The 19869-nt window shown below is 61.5% G+C and carries 24 protein-coding genes; 15 read left to right on the forward strand and 9 right to left on the reverse strand.

Going from position 1 to position 19869, the window contains the following annotated elements; genetic code table 11:
• Nucleotides 1-224 precede the first annotated feature (224 nt).
• Complete coding sequence (locus AC3WWR_RS14310) at nt 225-1109, forward strand: sugar nucleotide-binding protein (protein WP_033043465.1); 885 nt, start codon at nt 225-227, stop codon at nt 1107-1109.
• Nucleotides 1102-2031 carry an NAD-dependent epimerase/dehydratase family protein gene (locus AC3WWR_RS14315; protein WP_033043466.1) on the forward strand — a complete coding sequence of 310 codons (930 nt, stop codon included), beginning with the start codon at nt 1102-1104 and terminating at the stop codon, nt 2029-2031. Before AC3WWR_RS14310 ends, AC3WWR_RS14315 begins: the two co-directional genes overlap by 8 nt.
• Nucleotides 2032-2191: 160 nt before the next feature.
• On the opposite strand, the gene AC3WWR_RS14320 is transcribed toward AC3WWR_RS14315, so the two are convergent.
• From AC3WWR_RS14320 to AC3WWR_RS14340, 5 genes are all read right to left on the reverse strand, one after another.
• Nucleotides 2192-2890 carry an OmpW/AlkL family protein gene (locus AC3WWR_RS14320; protein WP_020796267.1) on the reverse strand — a complete coding sequence of 233 codons (699 nt, stop codon included), beginning with the start codon at nt 2888-2890 and terminating at the stop codon, nt 2192-2194.
• Between the two features lie 144 nt (nt 2891-3034).
• The gene (locus AC3WWR_RS14325) at nt 3035-3550 is read right to left on the reverse strand and encodes a DUF3299 domain-containing protein (protein ID WP_020796268.1); all 516 of its coding nucleotides are present in this window, start codon (nt 3548-3550) and stop codon (nt 3035-3037) included.
• A 10-nt stretch (nt 3551-3560) separates the two neighbouring features.
• Complete coding sequence (locus AC3WWR_RS14330) at nt 3561-4826, reverse strand: ABC transporter permease (RefSeq protein ID WP_020796269.1); 1266 nt, start codon at nt 4824-4826, stop codon at nt 3561-3563.
• A gap of 1 nt (nt 4827) precedes the next feature.
• On the reverse strand, nt 4828-5538 hold the full coding sequence (locus tag AC3WWR_RS14335) for an ABC transporter ATP-binding protein (RefSeq protein ID WP_033043467.1): 711 nt from the start codon (nt 5536-5538) through the stop codon (nt 4828-4830).
• A 137-nt stretch (nt 5539-5675) separates the two neighbouring features.
• Nucleotides 5676-6260 carry a DUF2796 domain-containing protein gene (locus AC3WWR_RS14340; protein ID WP_033043468.1) on the reverse strand — a complete coding sequence of 195 codons (585 nt, stop codon included), beginning with the start codon at nt 6258-6260 and terminating at the stop codon, nt 5676-5678.
• Between the two features lie 136 nt (nt 6261-6396).
• On the opposite strand from AC3WWR_RS14340, the gene AC3WWR_RS14345 reads away from it, so the two are divergent.
• Entirely contained in the window at nt 6397-6735 is a 339-nt protein-coding gene (locus AC3WWR_RS14345; protein WP_020796272.1) for a hypothetical protein, read from the forward strand.
• Between the two features lie 107 nt (nt 6736-6842).
• Here AC3WWR_RS14345 and trxA read toward each other — a convergent pair whose 3' ends face one another.
• The 3 genes from trxA to AC3WWR_RS14360 all read right to left on the reverse strand — a co-directional run bounded on the left by trxA (nt 6843) and on the right by AC3WWR_RS14360 (nt 8952).
• Nucleotides 6843-7715 carry a thioredoxin gene (gene trxA / locus AC3WWR_RS14350; protein WP_008065763.1) on the reverse strand — a complete coding sequence of 291 codons (873 nt, stop codon included), beginning with the start codon at nt 7713-7715 and terminating at the stop codon, nt 6843-6845.
• A gap of 128 nt (nt 7716-7843) precedes the next feature.
• A complete protein-coding gene (locus tag AC3WWR_RS14355) occupies nt 7844-8497 on the reverse strand; it encodes a class I SAM-dependent methyltransferase (protein WP_033044777.1) in 654 nt (217 codons plus the stop codon).
• Nucleotides 8494-8952 carry a YbaY family lipoprotein gene (locus AC3WWR_RS14360; RefSeq protein WP_020796274.1) on the reverse strand — a complete coding sequence of 153 codons (459 nt, stop codon included), beginning with the start codon at nt 8950-8952 and terminating at the stop codon, nt 8494-8496. The genes AC3WWR_RS14355 and AC3WWR_RS14360 overlap by 4 nt, the downstream gene beginning before the upstream one ends.
• A gap of 127 nt (nt 8953-9079) precedes the next feature.
• Between AC3WWR_RS14360 and nrdR the strand changes: the two genes are divergently transcribed.
• From nrdR to AC3WWR_RS14420, 12 genes are all read left to right on the forward strand, one after another.
• The gene (nrdR, locus tag AC3WWR_RS14365; RefSeq protein WP_003228656.1) at nt 9080-9544 is read left to right on the forward strand and encodes a transcriptional regulator NrdR; all 465 of its coding nucleotides are present in this window, start codon (nt 9080-9082) and stop codon (nt 9542-9544) included.
• Entirely contained in the window at nt 9541-10674 is a 1134-nt protein-coding gene (ribD, locus tag AC3WWR_RS14370) for a bifunctional diaminohydroxyphosphoribosylaminopyrimidine deaminase/5-amino-6-(5-phosphoribosylamino)uracil reductase RibD (protein WP_020796276.1), read from the forward strand. Before nrdR ends, ribD begins: the two co-directional genes overlap by 4 nt.
• A gap of 47 nt (nt 10675-10721) precedes the next feature.
• Nucleotides 10722-11387 carry a riboflavin synthase gene (locus AC3WWR_RS14375; RefSeq protein WP_020796277.1) on the forward strand — a complete coding sequence of 222 codons (666 nt, stop codon included), beginning with the start codon at nt 10722-10724 and terminating at the stop codon, nt 11385-11387.
• A gap of 31 nt (nt 11388-11418) precedes the next feature.
• A complete protein-coding gene (gene ribBA, locus AC3WWR_RS14380; protein ID WP_020796278.1) occupies nt 11419-12510 on the forward strand; it encodes a bifunctional 3,4-dihydroxy-2-butanone-4-phosphate synthase/GTP cyclohydrolase II in 1092 nt (363 codons plus the stop codon).
• Between the two features lie 91 nt (nt 12511-12601).
• Complete coding sequence (gene ribH / locus AC3WWR_RS14385) at nt 12602-13078, forward strand: 6,7-dimethyl-8-ribityllumazine synthase (protein WP_003228649.1); 477 nt, start codon at nt 12602-12604, stop codon at nt 13076-13078.
• Entirely contained in the window at nt 13075-13575 is a 501-nt protein-coding gene (gene nusB / locus AC3WWR_RS14390; RefSeq protein ID WP_008000432.1) for a transcription antitermination factor NusB, read from the forward strand. The genes ribH and nusB overlap by 4 nt, the downstream gene beginning before the upstream one ends.
• A gap of 28 nt (nt 13576-13603) precedes the next feature.
• Entirely contained in the window at nt 13604-14569 is a 966-nt protein-coding gene (gene thiL / locus AC3WWR_RS14395) for a thiamine-phosphate kinase (RefSeq protein ID WP_020796279.1), read from the forward strand.
• Nucleotides 14566-15069, forward strand: coding sequence for a phosphatidylglycerophosphatase A family protein (locus AC3WWR_RS14400; protein ID WP_020796280.1), 504 nt, complete (start codon nt 14566-14568; stop codon nt 15067-15069). The genes thiL and AC3WWR_RS14400 overlap by 4 nt, the downstream gene beginning before the upstream one ends.
• A gap of 23 nt (nt 15070-15092) precedes the next feature.
• A complete protein-coding gene (locus AC3WWR_RS14405; RefSeq protein ID WP_033044775.1) occupies nt 15093-15830 on the forward strand; it encodes a substrate-binding periplasmic protein in 738 nt (245 codons plus the stop codon).
• Nucleotides 15831-16024: 194 nt separating this feature from the next.
• Nucleotides 16025-16642, forward strand: coding sequence for a GTP cyclohydrolase II (ribA, locus tag AC3WWR_RS14410; protein ID WP_008059515.1), 618 nt, complete (start codon nt 16025-16027; stop codon nt 16640-16642).
• On the forward strand, nt 16639-17058 hold the full coding sequence (locus AC3WWR_RS14415; protein WP_020796282.1) for a hypothetical protein: 420 nt from the start codon (nt 16639-16641) through the stop codon (nt 17056-17058). Before ribA ends, AC3WWR_RS14415 begins: the two co-directional genes overlap by 4 nt.
• Nucleotides 17058-17858: a cobalamin-binding protein gene (locus AC3WWR_RS14420; protein ID WP_033044774.1), complete on the forward strand. Its 801-nt coding sequence runs from the start codon at nt 17058-17060 to the stop codon at nt 17856-17858. Before AC3WWR_RS14415 ends, AC3WWR_RS14420 begins: the two co-directional genes overlap by 1 nt.
• Nucleotides 17859-17912: 54 nt before the next feature.
• Here AC3WWR_RS14420 and AC3WWR_RS14425 read toward each other — a convergent pair whose 3' ends face one another.
• On the reverse strand, nt 17913-19796 hold the full coding sequence (locus AC3WWR_RS14425) for a TonB-dependent receptor domain-containing protein (RefSeq protein WP_033044773.1): 1884 nt from the start codon (nt 19794-19796) through the stop codon (nt 17913-17915).
• Between the last annotated feature and the right edge of the window lie 73 nt (nt 19797-19869).

The raw sequence follows: 19869 nt of genomic DNA on the forward strand, positions 1-19869 counted from the left end.
GGTTCGCTCCCACATTGGGCCGGTGTACACAATTTCATTGTGGGAGCGAGCCTGCTCGCGAAGAGGCCAGTAGCTGCACTACAAATCCCGGACATCTACACTTTACGGATGACGGTTGCGCACTAAACCCGCAAAATGCAACGATTCCGGCAACTATCGACGACATTGCCCGCGGGCGCCGTCGATTAAGCCATCGTTCCAATCAGACTGGGCCTGCTGACTCTATGCGAATGCGCCTTATGTTACTGGGCGGCGGAAATGCCCTTGGGCAGGCGCTGATTCGCCTCGGTGCGGAGGAAGACATCGGTTTCCTCGCCCCCCGCCCACCTCAAGACGGCTGGGATGCCGCGAGCCTGACGCAACTGCTCGACGACACCCGTCCGGACGCGTTGATCAACCTCGCCTACTACTTTGACTGGTTCCAGGCGGAGGCGGTCAGCGAACAGCGCCTGGCCGGGCAGGAGCGGGCGATCGAGCGCCTGGCCGAACTGTGCCAGCATCACAACATCGTCTTGCTGCAACCCTCGAGTTATCGCGTGTTCGACGGCTCCCGGGCGACAGCCTACAGCGAAAAAGACGAGCCGCAGCCGCTGGGCCTGCGTGGCCAGGCGTTGTGGCGAATCGAACAAAGCGTGCGCGCCACCTGCCCGCAACACGTGCTGTTGCGTTTCGGTTGGCTGCTCGATGACAGTCCCGACGGCACCCTCGGGCGCTTCCTCAGCCGCGCCGAGCAGTCACAGGAGCTGTTGATGGCCGACGATCGCCGTGGCAATCCGACACCGGTGGACGACGCGGCCCGCGTGATCATTTCGGTGCTCAAGCAACTGGACTGTGGCGCGCCGCTTTGGGGCACCTACCACTACGCCGGGCATGAGGCGACCACGCCACTAGCCTTGGGGCAGGCGATTCTCACCGAAGCACGCGCCCTGCATCCGCTGGCCGTCGAAGCTCCGACCGCCCAGGCTCACGCCGCGCGACCGGACGCCGCCGAAGAACCGCAGCACGCGGTACTGGCCTGCAAGAAAATTCTGCACACCTTCGGAATCAAGCCACGCGCCTGGCGTGCGGCCCTTCCGGGTCTTTTGGACAGGTTCTATCGTCATGGCTGATCGCCCCGTTTTGATTACCGGAGGGGCCGGTTTCATCGGCTCCCATCTCACCGATGCCTTGCTCGCCAAGGGCTATTCGGTTCGGATTCTCGATGATCTGTCTTCCGGTAAACGCAGCAACCTGCCGCTGGACAATCCCAAGGTCGAGCTGATTGTCGGCGACGTGGCCGATGCCGCCCTGGTCGCCCGAGCGGTGGCCGGTAGCGGTGCCGTGGCGCACCTGGCGGCAGTGGCATCGGTACAGGCGTCCGTGGACGATCCGGTGAAGACCCACCAGAGCAACTTCATCGGCTCGCTGAATGTCTGCGAAGCCATGCGCCAGTCCGGGGTCAAGCGCGTGCTGTTTGCCTCCAGTGCCGCAGTGTATGGCAACAATGGCGAAGGCGAGTCGATCGGTGAAGACACGCCCAAGGCACCGTTGACGCCCTACGCATCGGACAAGCTGGCGAGCGAGCAATACTTCGATTTCTACCGGCGCGAGCATGGGCTGGAACCGGTGATTTTTCGCTTCTTCAACATCTTCGGCCCGCGCCAGGATCCGTCCTCGCCGTATTCCGGGGTGATCAGCATTTTCAGCGAGCGCGCACAGAAAGGCCTGCCGATCACCGTGTTTGGCGACGGTGAGCAAACGCGGGATTTTCTCTACGTCGAAGACCTGGTCGATTTGCTGGTGCAGGCTATCGAGAAACCCCAGGTGGAAGACGGCGCGGTAAACGTCGGCTGGAACCAGGCGACGAGTCTCAAGCAAATGCTTGCAGCCCTCGAGGTGGTCGTTGGCAAGCTGCCCCCGGTGAGCTACGCCCCGGCACGCTCCGGCGATATTCGTCATTCACGGGCCAACAACCAGCGTTTGCTGGAACGCTTCAGAGCGCCCGAGCCGACGCCGTTGAGTGTCGGGTTGGCGCGGTTGCTGGGACAATAGAAAAAGGCGCCGGTTGAGGCGCCTTTTTTGTTGCCGATCGTTCTCACGCTCTGCTTGGGAATGCCTCAATGGACGCTCTGCGTCTGCTCTTGGGACGCGGAGCGTCCCTGGCTGCATCCCACGCTGAGCGGGGGAACGATCATCACCACCACGTGAATGTTTAGAACTTGTAACCCAGGCCGACCATGTAGATAAACGGATCCGCATCCACGTTCACCCGTGCCCGGGTGCCCGGCGCGATGGCGTTGTTTTCCACGGTCGCACGCGTGTCGATGTCGATGTAGCGCATCTGCGCGTTGAACAGGATGTTGTCAGTCAGCATGTAATCGGCACCTACCTGCCAGGCCACGCCCCAGGAGTTTTCGGTCTTGAAGTTGCTGAAACCATTGGCGCGCGCTTCGCTGCTCAGGTGTTCGTCATACATCCAGGTGTAGTTGACGCCTGCACCGACATAGGGCTGGAACGCGGACTTGGGGTCGAGCGGGTAGTACACCAGGCTCAAGGTCGGCGGCAGTTGATTAAAACTGCCGAGTTTGCCGTTGGCTGCGCTCAGGGCAGTGCCCTTGAGTTTTACGTCATGCTCGAACGGCGTGGCCGCCAGCAATTCGATGCCAAGGTGATCGGTGATCATATAGGCGAAGTTAAGGCCCAGTTGTGTGTCGCTGCTCAGCGTCGCCTCGCCGCCCAGGTCGGCACCGCTCAATGGGCCCTGATCGACCTTGACGCTGGAACTGTCGGTATTCGGATCGACGGTGATCGCGCCTGCACGCAAGAGGATGTCGCCTTTTTCGTGAGCGTGGGCGAGCGGGGCCGCGAGCGCGAGGGCAAACAGCGAGGCGCCGAGCAAGGACTTGTTCATGGGGGCTCCAGAGGACGTTAAAAATGTTCGATGTCCAATGGTAAGTCGGCTAACGATTTGGTCTTTTGATGCAGCTCAATGAAAGTGGGATGAGATTGTTTTTTGGGGAACCTGTGAGGGCCTCTTCGCGGGCAAGCCTCGCGCCTATGGCAATTCATACAGGTAAATCTTGTCCGCCTCCATCTGGTAACCGGCATCCGCCAACTCGCTGGTGGACGCTTTTACCTGCAACGCACCTTCGATCCAGTACGGCTGATACAGCTCGTCGAGCTTCACGCCCACTTCGCTTTTGACATGCACGATCTGGTTCGACGGCGGTGGCGGTACGTGAATACAGGCGCCGAAATACGGCACCAGCAGAAACTCCGTGGTGCGACCTTCTTCACTCACTTCCAGCGGCACGATGTAGCCCGGCAAGCGAATGTTCTGCCCGTCGAGGGCCTTGACCACCGGCGCGTTGGGCATGTCCTGCTTCGCGGCCGGTGCCGATTCGGCAGCCAGTGCATCGCTCATCTTCGACAGGTCATGCAGCGGCGTCATGTTCGGCACTTCCGCGGCCGCATCCGGCGGGATCATTTCCGACCAGGTCAGCTCTTTCGGCGCAGCCGCCCACAATGGCAGGGCGACCAGCATCAACAGCGCAAAGACAGCGCGGGGCATTTCAACATCCTCATAAACGAATCGACAGGCCATCGGCCAGGGATTGGCGATAGGCGCGCCAGGCAGGCACGCTGCCCATCAGCAACGCAGCGATCAGGATGCCACCGAGTAGCGTCCATTCATATTCACTTGGCCATGCCAGTGGCAGAAACAGGCCGTAATTGGCTTGCACGTAACCCTGTGCCGCAGCGATGCCGATGTAAAGCAGCGCCACGCCGGCAACCACACCGGCCAGCGCCAAGGCAAACGCTTCCAGTACCAGCAGCGTCGCGACATGCCAAGGTCGCGCACCTACCGAACGCAGGATCGCCATCTCCCGGCGGCGTTCGTTGAGGCTGGTAAGAATCGCCGTGAGCATGCCGATCAACCCGGTCAACACCACGAACAGCGACACCACGAACAAGGCTTTTTCCGCGGTGCTCATCAAGCTCCACAACTCTTGCAGCGCAACGCCCGGCAAGATCGCCAGCATCGGTTCGCCGCGGAATTCGTTGATTTCGCGCTGCAAGGCAAAGGTTGAAATCTTGCTGTTCAGGCCGAGCATGAATGCGGTGATCGCTTGGGGCGTCAGGTCCATGTTGCGCGCCTGATCGGCGCTGATCCGCCCGTTGCCCCGGGCCGGCACACCGTTGTGCCAATCAACGTGAATGGCCTCCATACCGCCGAGGCTGATGTGCAGTGTGCGGTCCACCGGGGTGCCAGTACGCTTGAGAATGCCGACCACGGTGAAGGGCTTGTCGTCATGCTTGACCAGGCTGATCACGGCCACACCGTGGGCCAGCACCAGCTTGTCGCCGAGTTTGTAGTGCAATGCGTCGGCCACTTCGGCACCGAGCACCACTTCGAACGGATCGGTGGCGAAGGCACGGCCATCGGCCAGTTCCAGGTGTTGCTGGCGGCCGTACTGGTAGTGTTCGAAGTACGCCTCGGTGGTGCCCATCACCCGATAACCGCGATGGGAGTCGCCGAGTGACATCGGGATGGCCCACTTCACTTTCGGGTTGTTGGCGAAGTGTTCGAAGCTGTCCCAGCGGATATTGTTGGTGGCGTTGCCGATGCGGAACACTGAGTACAGCAGCAGGTTGACCGAGCCGGAACGTGCGCCGACGATCAGGTCGGTGCCGCTGATGGTGCTGGCGAAACTGGCCTTGGCCTCGGTGCGCACCCGTTCCACAGCCAGCAGCAGGCACACCGACAGGGCAATGGCGAACGCGGTGAGGATCGCGGTGAAACGGCGGTTTGACAGGCTGGCCATGGCTAGACGAAACAGATACATCTCAAACCTCGAAAGACGTGGCGGCGCGATTGAGTTCGGCCAGCGACAGGTGGCGGTCGAACAGCGGCGCCAGGCTCTGGTCATGGCTGACGAACAACAGGCTCGACCCGGCTTCGCGGCATTCGGCGAACAGCAGGCGAATGAAGTTCTCCCGGGCGTCGTAGTCGAGGGCCGAGGTCGGCTCATCGGCGATCACCAGTTCCGGTTGACCGATCAGCGCGCGCGCGGCGGCCACTCGTTGTTGCTGGCCGATGGACAGGGAGTCGGCGCGGCGAGCGAGGATGTTGTCGTCCTTCAAACCCAAATGCGCGAGCAGGGTGGCGGCGGCCTGATCGATGCTGCCGTGGCGCTGTTTTGCCCGCTCGGCGCGCAGTTTGGAGAAGTGGCAGGGCAGTTCGACGTTCTCGCGCACTGACAGAAACGGCAGCAGGTTGAACTGCTGGAAAATGTAGCCGGTGTGATCGACGCGAAAGTGATCGCGGGCGCCGGCAGAGAGTGCCGTCAGCTCTTGGCCGAGCAGGCGAATGCTGCCGCGATCGGGCTTTTGCACACCGCCGAGCAGGCCGAGCAGGGTGGTCTTGCCGCTGCCGCTGGGGCCCTTGAGGAACAGGGTTTCCCCCGGTTCCAGGCGAAACGCCGGGATATCCAGCAATGGCGGATGACCGGGCCAGCTGAAGCCCAGGTCGGACAGTTCGATGAGTGCTTGGGTCATGGCGCCGATTTCATGAATGTTGATTAACCTGTGGGAGCGGGCTTGCTCGCGAAGGGGGGAGTGTCAGTCGACTTCTATGTTGCATGACACACTGCCTTCGCGAGCAAGCCCGCTCCCACATTGGTTTTGCAGTGAATTCAGAATTTGAGGGCGGCAGCCTTTGCCGTCACTTCAACCCCTTGCTGCCCGCTCGGGCCGATCAGTTGTACCTGAATTTTCTGGGTCGCCGGGAATGTGTTGAAGATATTCGCCAGGTCCAGGTTTTTCAGCGCAGCGGGTGTAGTGCAGGTGAACTGGTAGCGGGCGTGGATTTCGCTGTGATCGTGGTGATGCTCGTCCTTGGCATCTTTGTCGTGATCGTCGTCGGCGTCCGGCTTGTCACCGAAGAGGGGGCTTTGCAGTTTCTGAGAAGCCACCCCACAACCGGCTGCTGTCGGCAGGTTGAACAGCGTCAAGGGTTTTTCAAGCTGACTGCGGACTGCGGCGACCTTGGCCTTGTCAGCGTCGGTGGCGGCGGCATGCTCGAATCCCACCAGATTCATCGCCGGACTTTCCAGCTCCAGCTCCAGGGTCTGGCCGTCCAGCACCGCGTTCAGGCGCCCGACGCCGTGCTCGTGGGCGCCAAGGCTGCCGTGCTCATGGTCGTGATCATGTTCGTCGGCGGCATGGGCCACAGCCAGCGGCAACATGGCAAACGGCAGGGCGAGAAGCAGGCGGCGCATGGCGAGTCTCCGAAAGACAAGATGAAAAAAATGTTATGTAATCTTATAACGTTTGTGCGCGGATTGTGACTGCCAGCTTGGCGTTGCACAAGCCCCATGGGAGCATGGGCATGAAGAAATGTTCGGGAGCTGACTCATGTTGCGAATTCGCGGAAACATCGGCGACTGGCCGGTGGATTTGACGCTGGAGATGGATGACGCCGATTGGGCGCGGCTGGGGGCGCAACTGCAGGTAGAAAAAACCGAAGTCAGTGCACCAGCGGCGAAACCGCTGAATCAAGACGATGCGCTGTGGCAGGTTGCCAGGGATTTGCTGCGCAAGGCCGGGCAATTGAGCGGGCCGGACTTGCTCGATCAACTGGAAGGGCTGGCCGGCAGTGCGGCGGCGGGCAAGCGCCTGTTGGTGCGCTTGCGTCATAGTGCGGATGTAAAAGTCGAGAGCGGCGGCGATACGCCGATTTATCGCTGGCTGTAGGAGCGAGCATGCTCGCGATGGACGTAATGCTTGGCGCGTTTCTACAGACAGCACGCGTCATCGTTGACGTCCATCGCGAGCATGCTCGCTCCTACAGGACGGGGCTGTTAATACAGTGCAGCAAAGAGCTTGCGGCGGTAGGTCGTCACTAACGGATGATCGTTACCCAGCAGTTCGAACACCTGCAGCAAGGTCTTGTGCGGCAAACCTTCGCTGTAGCTGCGGTTGCGGATGAACAACTTGAGCAGGCCATCCAGCGCCGCGTCGTACTGCTGGCGCGCCAGTTGTTGCACGGCCAACTGGTAGACCGCTTCATCGTCCTGTGGGTTTTTTGCCAGGCGCGCTTTAAGGTCGGCGGCATCCGGCAAATCCTTGGCCTGGCCGAGGAACTTGATCTGCGCCTTGGCGCCGGCCAGGGCGGCCTTGTGCTCATCGCTCTTGACCGCGTCGAGTACGGCTTGCGCCTCGCCCAGCTCACCGCGCTCGGTGAGGCAGCGGGCGTAAAGAATCAGCGCCTTGGCATTGGTGTTGTCTTCGCCCAGCAGCACTTTCAGCAGGGCTTCCGCATCGGCGAAGCGGCTGTCATCGAACAAGGCCTGGGCCTGTTCGAACGGATCGGCGGCCGCCGGTGGCGGCATTTGTACATGGGGCTCGAGCAGCGCCCGCACGGCCGACTCCGGCTGCGCACCGGCAAAACCATCGACCGGCTGGCCATCCTTGAACAGCACCACGGTCGGCAGGCTACGAATACCGAAGCGGGCGACGATGTCCTGTTCGAGGTCGCAGTTGACCTTGGCCAGCAGCAGTTCGCCCTGATAGCTCTCGGCAATGGTCTGCAGCATCGGCATCAGGACCTTGCAGGGGGCACACCATTCGGCCCAGAAATCCACCAGCACCGGTTTGTGAAAGGAGTTCTCGATCACCGACTGGTCGAAATCGGCAGTCGTGGCGTCGAAGATGTACGGCGTTTGCTGACTCATGGGGGATCTCTTGGAAGCGTGAATGTGCTCACTATAAGGGCTGGCGCAAAAGATCGCAGCCTTCGGCAGCTCCTACAGGATCGGGTTTACACACGGTCAATGTAGGAGCTGCCGAAGGCTGCGATCTTTTAACGGTTTGCGTGGTAGAGGCTCACATGCCGAAACTCTTCGGGTTCACACAGGTCCGGCAAGGTCATGGCCTCCAGCATTTCGATGCGCCGGTACAGCGGATGACGAAAATCGCGCACCCGCGAGTCCGCCACCAGCGCTTCGCGGCCACGACTGAGGAACTCATCGAGCAGCGGCAAATTCGCCCGGTCGTACAGCACATCCGCCACCAGGATCAGGTCAAAACGGTCGTCTTCGGCGAAAAAGTCCGTCGAGTAAGTGAGCGCTACGTCATTGAGTTCGGCATTCGCCCGACAGGCGGCAATCGCCAGCGGGTCAAGGTCGCAGGCCACTACTTCCAGCGCCCCCGCCTTGACCGCGGCAATCCCCGCGACCCCGGAGCCGGCACCGAAATCCAACACCCTTTTGCCTTCGACCCAATGCCGGTTCTGCGCCAGATACCGAGCCACGGCCAGACCGCTGGCCCAGCAAAAACTCCAGTACGGCGGCTCATGCAGAATGCGGCGGGTCTCTTCCGGGCTGAAGGCGCGGTCCATGTTGTCGCCATCGATCAGCCACAGCTTCAGATCAGTCTCCGGCAGCCCGCAGGCGACCAGTCGCGCATCGCCGAGCAATTCACCCAACGCCTGTTGCAGGTCCAGCGGCGTCTTCATGGCGCTTTGACAAATTGCAGCTGGCCCAGCGCCTGGGTGGTCGGCTGATAGATCCGCTGTGACGGCAGGTGCAGGATCAGTTGGCCGGACTGGCTGGCGCGGCCGCGCAGTTCAACGCGGGCACCGGCCGGGAACGATTCTGGATTGAAGCGCAGATGAAACGGCAATGCCTGGTTGGTGCCGATCAGGTTGGAACTGGCGAGCAATTGTTGCGGACGGTCCTTGTCGTCGATCACCAGCAGGGCCAGCTCGACTTCGGCGCCATCCGGGATGCCTTGCAGGGTGCCGCTCAATTCACGTTGATGGGCCGGCAAAGGCCCGAGGTTGGCCGACTCTCGGGCTTTTTTCTGCGCTTGTTGTGGCGCCGGGCCAGGCGTTGGCGGCTGGGGGGCATCGCTGCTGCAAGCCACCAACAGGCTGAAAAGGCTGAGCAAAACGAGCGGTCGTAACGGCATTGGCAGCTCCGGAAGGGTGAAATCCATGGATCCAGTGATCATCCCGTCTGTATACCGCAAACCCTATGTCTTGTCTTGCCACCCGGATGCGCTACCATGGCCCTCCCTTTTTTTGTTGCCTGCCACCATGCACTGTCCCTTCTGCGGTGCCAACGACACCAAGGTCATCGACTCGCGTCTGGTCGCCGAGGGCGAACAGGTACGCCGCCGGCGCGAATGCCTGGCCTGCGGCGAACGTTTCACGACGTTCGAAACCGCTGAACTGGTGTTGCCGCGCCTGATCAAAACCGACGGCAGTCGCCAGCCGTTCGACGAAGAAAAACTCCGCGCCGGCATGCAGCGTGCGTTGGAGAAGCGCCCGGTGAGTGTCGAGCGCCTCGAATCGTCGCTGGTGCACATCAAACACAAACTGCGCGCCACTGGCGAACGCGAGGTCAAGTCCCTCGTGGTCGGTGAGCTGGTGATGGCCGAGCTGCAAAAGCTCGACGAAGTCGCCTACATCCGCTTCGCCTCGGTGTATCGCCGCTTCCAGGACCTCAATGAGTTCCGCGAAGAAATCGATCGCCTGGCCCGGGAACCGGTGAAAGAATGACCACGCCAGCAGAACTTGCCATCCTCGACGCCCATTACATGGCCCGCGCGCTGGAACTCGCGCGCAAAGGGCATTACACGACACACCCCAACCCGAGGGTCGGCTGCGTGATCGTGCGTGACGGGCAGATCGTCGGCGAAGGCTGGCACGAGCGCGCCGGTGAACCCCACGCCGAAGTCCACGCCTTGCGTGCCGCCGGTGAGCTGGCCCGTGGCGCCACCGCCTACGTGACCCTCGAACCCTGCAGTCACCACGGTCGCACGCCTCCGTGCGCCGATGCGTTGGTGAACGCCGGTGTGGCGCGGGTCGTGGCGGCGATGCAGGACCCGAACCCGGAAGTGGCCGGACGTGGCCTGCAACGCCTGGCCCAGGCCGGCATCGCCACTGAAAGCGGTGTGCTGGAAGGTGAGGCGCGCAAGCTCAATCAGGGCTTCCTCAAGCGCATGGAACATGGCTTGCCGTTCGTGCGGGTCAAGTTGGCCATGAGCCTGGACGGTCGCACGGCGATGGAAAGCGGCGAAAGCCAATGGATCACCGGGCCCGCGGCACGTTCGGCGGTACAACGCCTGCGTGCCCAGGCCAGTGTGGTGCTGACCGGTGCCGACACCGTGCTGGCAGACAACGCCCGCTTGACCGTGCGCGCCAATGAGCTGGGCCTGGATGCCGATCAAACCGCTTTGGTCATGAGCCGTCCGCCGCTACGCGTACTGGTCGACGGGCGTCTGCGCGTACCGTTGGATGCCCCGTTCTTCAAGGCCGGCCCGGCGCTGGTCGCCACCTGTGTAGCGGTGGAAGAGCAATACGCCAATGGTCCGGAATGCTTGATCGTGCCTGGCTATGATGGTCAGGTCGATCTGCGCCAGCTACTGGTCGAACTCGCCCACCGTGGCGTCAACGAGGTGCTGGTAGAGGCCGGTCCACGGCTGGCCGGTGCTTTCGCTCAACTCGGTTTGGTGGATGAGTTCCAGATTTTCATTGCCGGCAAGTTCTTGGGCTCTTCGGCACGACCGCTGCTGGACTGGCCGCTCGCGCAGATGAAGGATGCACCCGAGCTCAAAATCACCGAAATTCGCGCGGTGGGCGATGACTGGCGAGTCACCGCCATTCCTTCACCGGCAGCGAGCGTATAATTTCCGGCCATCGCTATAGCGCTGGCTCTGTTCTCGAGGAGAACCCCATGTTCACCGGCATCATCGAATCCATCGGCAGTATTCGTGCATTGACCCCAAAAGGCGGAGATGTGCGGGTGCATGTAGAAACCGGCAAGCTCGACCTGAGCGACGTCAAACTGGGCGACAGCATCGCGGTCAACGGCGTGTGCCTGACCGCCGTTGAACTGCCGGGCAATGGTTTTGCGGCTGACGTCAGTCGTGAAACCCTCGACTGCACCGCCATGAATGACCTCAAGAGCGGCAGCCCGGTCAATCTGGAAAAAGCCCTGACTCCGACTACACGCCTGGGCGGGCACCTGGTCAGTGGCCACGTCGACGGCGTGGGCGAAGTCGTTGCCCGTACCGAGAACGCGCGTGCCGTGGAGTTCCGCATCCGCGCGCCGAAGGACCTGGCCAAGTACATCGCCCATAAAGGCTCGATCACCGTCGACGGCACCAGCCTGACCGTGAATGCGGTCGATGGCGCCGAGTTCCTGCTGACGATCATTCCGCACACCCTGAGCGAAACCATCATGGCGTCTTACCAGCCAGGCCGCCGGGTGAACCTGGAAGTGGACTTGCTGGCCCGTTACCTGGAGCGTCTGCTGCTGGGCGACAAGGCCGCTGAGCCAACTACCGGCAGCAACATTACCGAAAGCTTTCTCGCCGCCAACGGCTACCTCAAATCCTGAAACTCAATTTCTAAAAGAATGGGGGTGCCTTGTGGCGCTCAATAGCATCGAAGAACTGGTTGAAGACATCCGCCAAGGCAAGATGGTCATCCTCATGGATGACGAAGACCGCGAGAACGAAGGCGACCTGATCATGGCCGCCGAGTGCTGTCAGGCCGAACACATCAACTTCATGGCCAAGCACGCCCGTGGCCTGATCTGCATGCCGATGACCCGCGAGCGCTGTGAACTGCTCAAGCTGCCACTGATGGCCCCACGCAACGGCTCCGGTTTCGGCACCAAGTTCACCGTATCGATCGAAGCGGCCACAGGCGTCACCACCGGCATCTCTGCCGCCGACCGTGCGCGCACCGTGCAAGCGGCTGCCGCCCGTGATGCCAAGGCTGAAGACATCGTCAGCCCCGGCCACATTTTCCCGCTGATGGCCCAGGCCGGCGGCACCCTGGCCCGCGCCGGCCACACTGAAGCCGCGTGCGATCTGGCGCGCATGGCCGGTTTCGAGCCGAGCGGGGTGATCTGCGAAGTGATGAACGACGACGGCACCATGTCCCGTCGTGCCGAACTGGAAGCCTTTGCGGCTGAACACAATATCAAGATCGGCACCATCGCCGACCTGATTCACTACCGGATGATCCACGAACGTACCGTTCAGCGGATTGCCGAGCAGCCTCTGGACAGCGAACTGGGCCAATTCAACCTGGTGACCTATCGTGATTCCGTGGAAGGTGACGTGCACATGGCCCTGACCTTGGGCAATGTCTGCGCCGAAGAACCGACCCTGGTGCGCGTGCACAATATGGACCCGCTGCGCGACCTGCTGATGGTCAAGCAGCCGGGCCGCTGGAGCCTGCGCGCCGCCATGTCCGCGGTTGCCGAGGCCGGCAGCGGCGTGGTGCTGTTGCTCGGACACCCGCTCGATGGCGACGTGTTACTGGCGCATATCCGCGAAACCGCAGACCACGCGGCGGTGAAAAAACCGACCACCTACAGCACCGTGGGAGCCGGTTCGCAGATCCTGCGCGACCTCGGCGTACGCAAAATGCGCTTGATGTCGGCACCGATGAAGTTTAATGCGATATCCGGTTTCGATCTGGAAGTTGTAGAATACGTGCCCTCCGAATAATGACCGGTTGTTTCCGGCCTTGAATTCGCGGTTCAAATATCACTGAGGGGCGCGTACGAGACGCGTCCCGGCTCTTTAAGAGATCTATCGAATGACCCTGAAGACCATCGAAGGTACCTTCATCGCCCCTAAAGGCCGCTATGCTTTGGTAGTAGGCCGTTTCAACAGTTTCGTCGTTGAAAGCCTGGTCAGCGGTGCTGTTGATGCCCTGGTTCGCCATGGCGTGAGCGAAAGCGACATCACCATCATCCGCGCCCCTGGCGCCTTCGAAATTCCGCTGGTTGCGCAGAAAGTCGCTCAGAAGGGCGAGTTCGCGGCAATCATCGCCCTGGGCGCGGTCATTCGTGGCGGTACTCCGCACTTCGAATACGTGGCTGGCGAGTGCACCAAGGGCCTGGCCCAGGTGTCCATGGAGTTCGGCGTACCGGTCGCTTTCGGCGTCCTGACCGTCGATTCCATCGAGCAAGCCATTGAACGTTCCGGCACCAAGGCCGGGAACAAAGGTGCCGAAGCTGCCCTGTCCGCTCTGGAAATGGTCAGCCTGCTGGCGCAGTTGGAGGCCAAGTGATTAGCGACGAAAGCGATCGTTTCAACCCGCGCGATCCAAAACCTGCGGATGCTGGCAAGCCATCGAAAAGCGTCAAGCGTCGCGAAGCCCGTCAGCTCGCGACTCAGGCGCTGTACCAATGGCACATGGCCAAGCAATCGCTGAACGAGATCGAAGCGCAGTTCCGGGTCGATAACGATTTCACCGATGTCGATGGTGCGTATTTCCGCGAAATCCTGCACGGGGTTCCGCAGTTCAAGACCGAAATCGACACCGCGCTCAAGCCTTGCCTGGACTTGACCATCGAAGAGCTGGACCCGGTTGAACTGGCGGTTCTGCGTCTGTCCACCTGGGAGTTGCTCAAGCGCGTCGACGTACCGTATCGCGTTGTGATCAACGAAGGCATCGAACTGGCCAAGGTCTTCGGTTCTACCGATGGCCACAAGTTCGTCAACGGTGTGCTCGACAAGCTGGCCCCGCGTCTGCGTGAAGCTGAAGTGAAGGCGTTCAAGCGCTGATTGGCGCTTGGAATGTCGACACGAAGCCATGGGCGAGTTTGAGCTGATCCGCAATTTCTTCGCCGCCGCGCCCTGTGCGCAGGGCGGCGAAGGCGTTGCCCTCGGAATTGGCGATGACTGCGCCTTGCTGGCTGTCCCTCCCGGGGAGCAGTTGGCGATTTCTACCGATACCCTGGTGGCCGGCGTACATTTCGCCGACCCCTGCGATCCATTCCTGCTCGGTCAGCGCTCGCTGGCCGTGGCGGTGAGCGACTTGGCTGCCATGGGCGCCACGCCCGTTGCCTTTACCCTTGCCCTGACTTTGCCGACGGTGACCGCCGATTGGTTGCAGGCCTATGCCCGTGGTTTGAACCTTATGGCTTCGAGCTGCGGCGTGGCGCTGGTGGGCGGCGATACCACCCGCGGGCCGCTGAGCCTGACCATGACGGTGTTCGGGCGCGTGCCGGGCGGTTTGGCCCTGACCCGCAGCGGTGCGCGGCCGGGCGACCTGCTGTGTGTGGGCGGCGACCTTGGCAATGCCGCCGGTGCCTTGCCATTGGTGCTCGGCCAGCGCACGGCCCAAGCGCGCATTGCCGAGCCGCTGCTGGCGCATTACTGGTCGCCGCAACCGCAGCTTGGATTGGGGCAGGCGCTGCGTGGCAAGGCCACTTCGGCCATGGATATCTCCGATGGTCTGCTCGCTGATTGCGGGCATATCGCGCTGGCCTCGAAGGTCGGCATCGAAGTCGAGCGGGATCGCTTGCCGCTGTCGCAAAGCCTGGTCGATTTTCTTGGACTGGCGCACGCACAGGTTGCGGCCCTGAGTGGCGGCGACGACTACGTACTGGCTTTCACCTTACCGTCTGTCGAATTGCCGCTGTTGCTGGCCGACGGCTGGCCGATCCATGTGGTCGGGCGGGTGGTAGCAGGGCAGGGCGTGACGCTGCTGGACGCCGACGGCAAGGACATCACCCCGCAAACCCGGGGCTACCAACATTTTCGGGAGACACCGTGACAGATCACCCCAATCAGGTTCCGGCGGAGTTCGTACCGCCATCGGTCTGGCGCAATCCCTGGCATTTCCTGGCGTTTGGCTTTGGCTCCGGCACCTTGCCAAAGGCTCCGGGCACCTGGGGGTCGCTGGTTGCGCTACCCTTTATCCCGCTATGGCAGATGTTGCCCGACTGGGGCTACTGGTTGATGCTGGGCATTACCATGCTGTTCGGCTTCTGGCTGTGCGGCAAGGTGGCCGATGATTTACGGGTACACGACCACGAAGGTATCGTCTGGGACGAGATGGTCGGAATGTGGATCACCCTGTGGCTGGTGCCGGAAGGTTGGCAGTGGCTGCTGGCAGGATTTTTGATGTTTCGCTTCTTCGACATCCTCAAGCCGTGGCCGATTCACTGGGTTGACCGGCATGTGCACGGAGGCGTTGGCATCATGCTCGATGACGTGTTGGCTGGAGTGTTTGCGTGGTTGGCGATGCAGGGGCTGGTATGGATTTTCGCCTGAGGGATTAATTGGGAGAACTAGGGATGGCTCGACGCTGGTGGGTAGCGATGGTGATGGTGCTGTTCGGTGCGCTGGTCCAGGCGGAGGAGGCAATCACCGCGCCGTCCGTGATTCATCTGGCCAGCGAAGACTGGGAAGACTATACCGCTGCCGACGGCCACGGCCTCGGCTGGGACGTGTTGCGCAAAGTCTTCGAGCCGGCGGGGGTCAAGCTGGACATCCGCAGCGAACCCTATGTGCGCTCGATGGGACTGGCCGAGCGGGGTGAAGTCGATGCATGTGTCGGTTCCTACCATGAAGAATCCAGCGATGTGCTTTATCCGCACTGGAACTTCGATACCGACCATATCTACGCCCTGGGCCTGGCCAGCAGCCCGCAACCGACCCCGCAAACCCTGGGTAATTACCGTCTGGCGTGGGTGCGTGGCTACGATTATCAACATTATCTGCCTAATGTCCGCCGCTACAACGAAGTACTACGTCGTACCGGCATCGTTTCGATGCTGACGCAGAACCGCGCCGACTTCTACATAGACGCACTGACCGAAGTCGATTGGGTGCTCAGTCGGGCGAAGGATCCTTCGCAGTTTCGCCGCACGCATATCGCCGAATTACCGTTGTACCTGTGCTTTGCCAAGACCCCGGCGGCCCGCAGCCTGATGGCGTTGTTCGACCAACGCATGGCGCAGTTGGTTAAAAGCGGCGAGCTCAGACCGATCTTCGAACGCTGGAAGCAACCCTACCCGTTCGATGAGGAATAACCTGTAGGAGCTGCCGCAGGCTGCGATCTTTTGATCTTAAAATACAAAATCAAAAGATCGCAGCCTGCGGCAGCTTCTACAGAGATCAAACTTTTTGATAGTTATGGCCGATAATTCAGCCTAAGCGTCGGTTGGAACCTGCTGTTACAATGCCGGCCTGCGAATCTTCAGACTTTTAGATCAGGAGCACACCGGTGCCTGTCGTTTTTGTCGCCGCTTCCAAGCTGCCAACGCCTTTTGCGCAATTCATCATGCACGGCTTTCTCGATGAGGCCACCGGCCGCGAGCACGTCGTGCTGAGCCTGGGTGAGATCGCCGATGGTGCCCCGGTACTCGGTCGGTTGCACTCCGAGTGCCTGACGGGCGACGCCTTGTTCAGCCAGCGTTGCGACTGCGGCTCGCAACTTGAGGCTGCGCTGCAGGCCATCGCTCGTGAAGGTCGGGGCGTATTGCTGTATTTGCGCCAGGAAGGCCGTGGCATTGGCCTGCTGAACAAGATCCGCGCCTATGAGCTGCAGGACGGCGGTGCCGACACCGTTGAGGCCAACGAGCGCCTGGGCTTTGCCGCCGACCAGCGCGATTACGCCATGTGCCTGCCGATGCTTGAGCACCTGGGGGTGAAATCCCTGCGCCTGATGACCAACAACCCACGCAAGGTCAAAGCCTTGACCGACATGGGCATCGCGGTTGCCGAGCGCGTGCCGCTGCACACGGGTCACAATCCGCACAACAAACTCTACCTGGCAACCAAGGCCAGCAAACTCGACCATATGATGGGCAATGAACATCAGGGCGAGGTAGACCGGGCGTGACCCGCGGCCAGGTACGGCGGCGGCTGTCCGTCAATTGGTGGCAATACCTGGCGTTGGCCTTGTTGCCGCTGTTCGTGATCAACGCAGTGTTCGGCCAGGGTGAAGCCATACTGCCGGTGCTGGCAATGCCGTTGTTCATCGCCGGTGTCGCCTCGATGTTTGTCAGCCTGAAGTTTTTTGGCGGCTATAAACATGCGTTGATCGCCACCCAGAAAGCCCTCGATACCCCTGAAGAGCCTGATGCATGGATCCGTTTGGCGGCCAAGCGGCGCACGGCGTTCCTCGCGGCTGGCTTGCCGGCCTGGATCGGTGCATTGGCGGTGTTTGTCGGTCTCGAAGCGGTGCCGCTGATGCTGCTGGCGCTGTCGACCGCGGTGCTGTTCTACCTCTACCGAATTCCACGTCAGCTCGGTTGATGCGCCCTGTCTGGCTGGCGGTTTTGCTGCTGGTGATCAGCGGCTCGGCCATGGCGGTGGAGCGGGTTGTCAGCCTCGCTCCGTCCCTCACTGAGATGGTCGTCGAACTGGGTTCGGCCGACTTGCTGGTCGGCGTGCTGGATGCCGGTGAGCGTCCCGCCGAACTCAAGGATTTGCCCTCCGTGGGGCGCTACGGTCAGCTGGACATGGAGCGTTTGCTCAGCCTCAAGCCTGATTTGTTGCTGCTCTGGCCTGGCAGTGTCGGCCCGGCCCAGCGTGAACAACTCAAGCGCTTGAACATCCCGACCTACGTCGCTGAACCACATGATTTCGCGCAACTCACCGCACAGATCGAAGCCATTGCCTCGCAACTCGGGCGGCCTGAGCGTGGGGCGGTATTGGCCAGCGAATTGCGTCAACGCCTGGCGCAGCTGCGTCAACGCTATCGGCGGGAGCATCCGTTGCGTGTGTTCTATCAAGTCTGGGATAAGCCGCTATACACCGTGGGCGGAGGGCAGATCATCAGCGCTGCGCTTGAAGTCTGTGGGGCGCAAAACGTCTTCGGCGACCAGGCACTCCCGGCGCCGCAGATCAGTGTCGAAGCGGTCCTGCAGCGCGATCCCGAGGTGATTCTGGCCGGTGATCAGGCGCAACTTGATGCGTGGAAGGCGTGGCCGCAGGTGGCGGCGGTGCGGCAGGGGCAGTTGCGGCTGGTTACGGACAAGGGCCTGGAGCGGCCGAGCGGGCAGATGGTCGAGGCGACGGCCAAGTTGTGCCGCGAGATTGCACCTGACCGCTGAGACCGAGGTGCGGCCTTCGCGGGCTTGCTCGCGAAGAGGCTAGCCCAGAGACCATCAGAGCTCAGGCGTCCAGGTCACCCCAAACACCCACGCCCGACCTTCCTCGCGATATCCGTACTGGCTGCCTTCATGGCTGTACAGTGCCCGGCTGTAACCCTTGTCCAGCAGGTTGTCGACCTTAAGCTCCAGGCTGATCTCTCGATTGAGTGCCCAACTGCTGCGCAACCCCAGCAACCCATAACCACCCAATGGCTGTTGATTGTTCAGGTCGTCATAGCTGCTGCTAACAGCTTGCCAACTGGCGCCCAGGCCCAGGCGGTCGAACTGTCGATCCAGATCCCAGCTCAATGTGCGACGTGCGCGACGGGCCAGGGTATGCCCCGTATCGCGGTCACGCGGGTCGATAATCGCCACGCCGAGGTTGCTCTGCCAGCCGAACAGTTCCTGTCTTAATGTCGCTTCAAAGCCGTTGATGCGTGCCGACGCCACGTTCTCTGGCCGTGAGTTGCTGCCGAAGATGATCGCGTCTTCGAGGTCCGTACGGTACAGCGAGGCCTCCAGGCGACTGCTCTCGGTCAATTGGCTGCGCCATTGCAGTTCATAGCTTTTCGAGGTCTCGGGTTTAAGGTCCGGGTTGCTGAAGTCGGGGTAGTACAGGTCGTTGAAGGTCGGCGCACGGAAACCTTCGCTGTAGGTCAGCAGCACGTCGTTGTCGGGGTTTAGCGGCAGGGTGAAGGTGCCGCTCCAGCTGTTCTGGCCGCCGAACTGTTGGTTCTGGTCGCGGCGCAGGCCCAGTTCGGTAGAGAAGCTGTCAGCCTGATAACGATGCTGGATAAATGCCGCGCGGTTCCAGCGACTGTCCTCGTCGAACGGCGTGCTGCTGTTGACGCGGTCTTCGTACCAGTCGCCGCCGAGGATCAGGCTGTTGCGCTGGTTGAGTGTCAGGTCGTTCTGCCAGTTCACCGAGTCTCGATAGGTATTGAACACGCTGCGCTCATCGCTGAGCTTGTCGAACGTCTTCTCGCGGTTTTCGCTGTGGCCGAACTCGACGCGGGTTTTCCACAGGTCGTTGACCTGTGCGTCGATGTAGCTGCTGACACTGCTCACGTCGAATTCGTTGTAGGGCTGCTGCTGGATTGACTCGAACGTGTTCAGGTCGAAGCGACCGAACGGATTGTCGAATTCGCTTTTACCACGGTTATCCAGCAGGTTGGCGCCGATCTCGACGTCGTCGCTGAGGGCGTGACTCACGCTCAGGCTCAGGGATTTGTTGCGGTAGGCGTCGTGATCACTGTCGCTGGGATACGACTCATGGGTGCGATCGATCCCGGCGGTTTCATCCAGGCTGGCGCCGAGGTTGAAGCGGGTCTGCTCATCGCCCCCAGACAAGCCGAGGCTACGCTCCCAGGTCTGGTTGCTGCCAAACCCCATATGCAGCCTGGGTTGCAGGCCGGGGTCGCTGCCACGCCGAGTGAAGATCTGGATCACCCCGCCAATCGCATCGCTGCCGTAGATCACCGAACGGGAGCCGCGCAGCACTTCCACGCGCTCGACCTGGTCGATGTTGATGTGTTGCAGGTTGCTGTCGCCGGAGGACGAGTTGCCGATCCGCTGGCCGTCCACCAGCACCAGGCTCTGGGCCGACTGCGTGCCGCGAATGTAAATTCCCGGCAGGCTGCCGCGCCCGCCGGTTTGTGCCACTTGCACCCCCGGTACACGGCGCAGCAGGTCAGTGACGCTGTTGGGTTGCAACCGGTCGATGTCTTCGCGGGTGAAGACCGTGTTGGCGGCGCTGCTGTCGTTGCGCGCCTCGACCTGGCGGTTGGCGCTGATCAGTACGTCGGGCAGCTTCAGGGCCTGGTCGCGTTCGAAGGTGTCAGCCAGCACTGGGCCGGCTGGCAGCAGGGTCAGCGTCAGGGCGAGGGGGGAGAGTTTCATCGACAGTCCGTTGGTGCTTGAGGTGTACACAATTTTGATAGCGCCACAAACCACTGTGGGAGCGGGCTTGCCC

The organism is Pseudomonas sp. EB271-G4-1 (assembly GCF_058791355.1).

Coding starts and splice junctions, on each gene's coding strand:
- AC3WWR_RS14310 (WP_033043465.1), top strand. CDS start 225: ATGCGAATGCGCCTTATGTTACTGGGCGGCGGAAATGCCCTTGGGCAG.
- AC3WWR_RS14315 (WP_033043466.1), top strand. CDS start 1,102: ATGGCTGATCGCCCCGTTTTGATTACCGGAGGGGCCGGTTTCATCGGC.
- AC3WWR_RS14320 (WP_020796267.1), bottom strand. CDS start 2,890: ATGAACAAGTCCTTGCTCGGCGCCTCGCTGTTTGCCCTCGCGCTCGCG.
- AC3WWR_RS14325 (WP_020796268.1), bottom strand. CDS start 3,550: ATGCCCCGCGCTGTCTTTGCGCTGTTGATGCTGGTCGCCCTGCCATTG.
- AC3WWR_RS14330 (WP_020796269.1), bottom strand. CDS start 4,826: ATGTATCTGTTTCGTCTAGCCATGGCCAGCCTGTCAAACCGCCGTTTC.
- AC3WWR_RS14335 (WP_033043467.1), bottom strand. CDS start 5,538: ATGACCCAAGCACTCATCGAACTGTCCGACCTGGGCTTCAGCTGGCCC.
- AC3WWR_RS14340 (WP_033043468.1), bottom strand. CDS start 6,260: ATGCGCCGCCTGCTTCTCGCCCTGCCGTTTGCCATGTTGCCGCTGGCT.
- AC3WWR_RS14345 (WP_020796272.1), top strand. CDS start 6,397: ATGTTGCGAATTCGCGGAAACATCGGCGACTGGCCGGTGGATTTGACG.
- trxA (WP_008065763.1), bottom strand. CDS start 7,715: ATGAGTCAGCAAACGCCGTACATCTTCGACGCCACGACTGCCGATTTC.
- AC3WWR_RS14355 (WP_033044777.1), bottom strand. CDS start 8,497: ATGAAGACGCCGCTGGACCTGCAACAGGCGTTGGGTGAATTGCTCGGC.
- AC3WWR_RS14360 (WP_020796274.1), bottom strand. CDS start 8,952: ATGCCGTTACGACCGCTCGTTTTGCTCAGCCTTTTCAGCCTGTTGGTG.
- nrdR (WP_003228656.1), top strand. CDS start 9,080: ATGCACTGTCCCTTCTGCGGTGCCAACGACACCAAGGTCATCGACTCG.
- ribD (WP_020796276.1), top strand. CDS start 9,541: ATGACCACGCCAGCAGAACTTGCCATCCTCGACGCCCATTACATGGCC.
- AC3WWR_RS14375 (WP_020796277.1), top strand. CDS start 10,722: ATGTTCACCGGCATCATCGAATCCATCGGCAGTATTCGTGCATTGACC.
- ribH (WP_003228649.1), top strand. CDS start 12,602: ATGACCCTGAAGACCATCGAAGGTACCTTCATCGCCCCTAAAGGCCGC.
- thiL (WP_020796279.1), top strand. CDS start 13,604: ATGGGCGAGTTTGAGCTGATCCGCAATTTCTTCGCCGCCGCGCCCTGT.
- AC3WWR_RS14405 (WP_033044775.1), top strand. CDS start 15,093: ATGGCTCGACGCTGGTGGGTAGCGATGGTGATGGTGCTGTTCGGTGCG.
- AC3WWR_RS14420 (WP_033044774.1), top strand. CDS start 17,058: ATGCGCCCTGTCTGGCTGGCGGTTTTGCTGCTGGTGATCAGCGGCTCG.
- AC3WWR_RS14425 (WP_033044773.1), bottom strand. CDS start 19,796: ATGAAACTCTCCCCCCTCGCCCTGACGCTGACCCTGCTGCCAGCCGGC.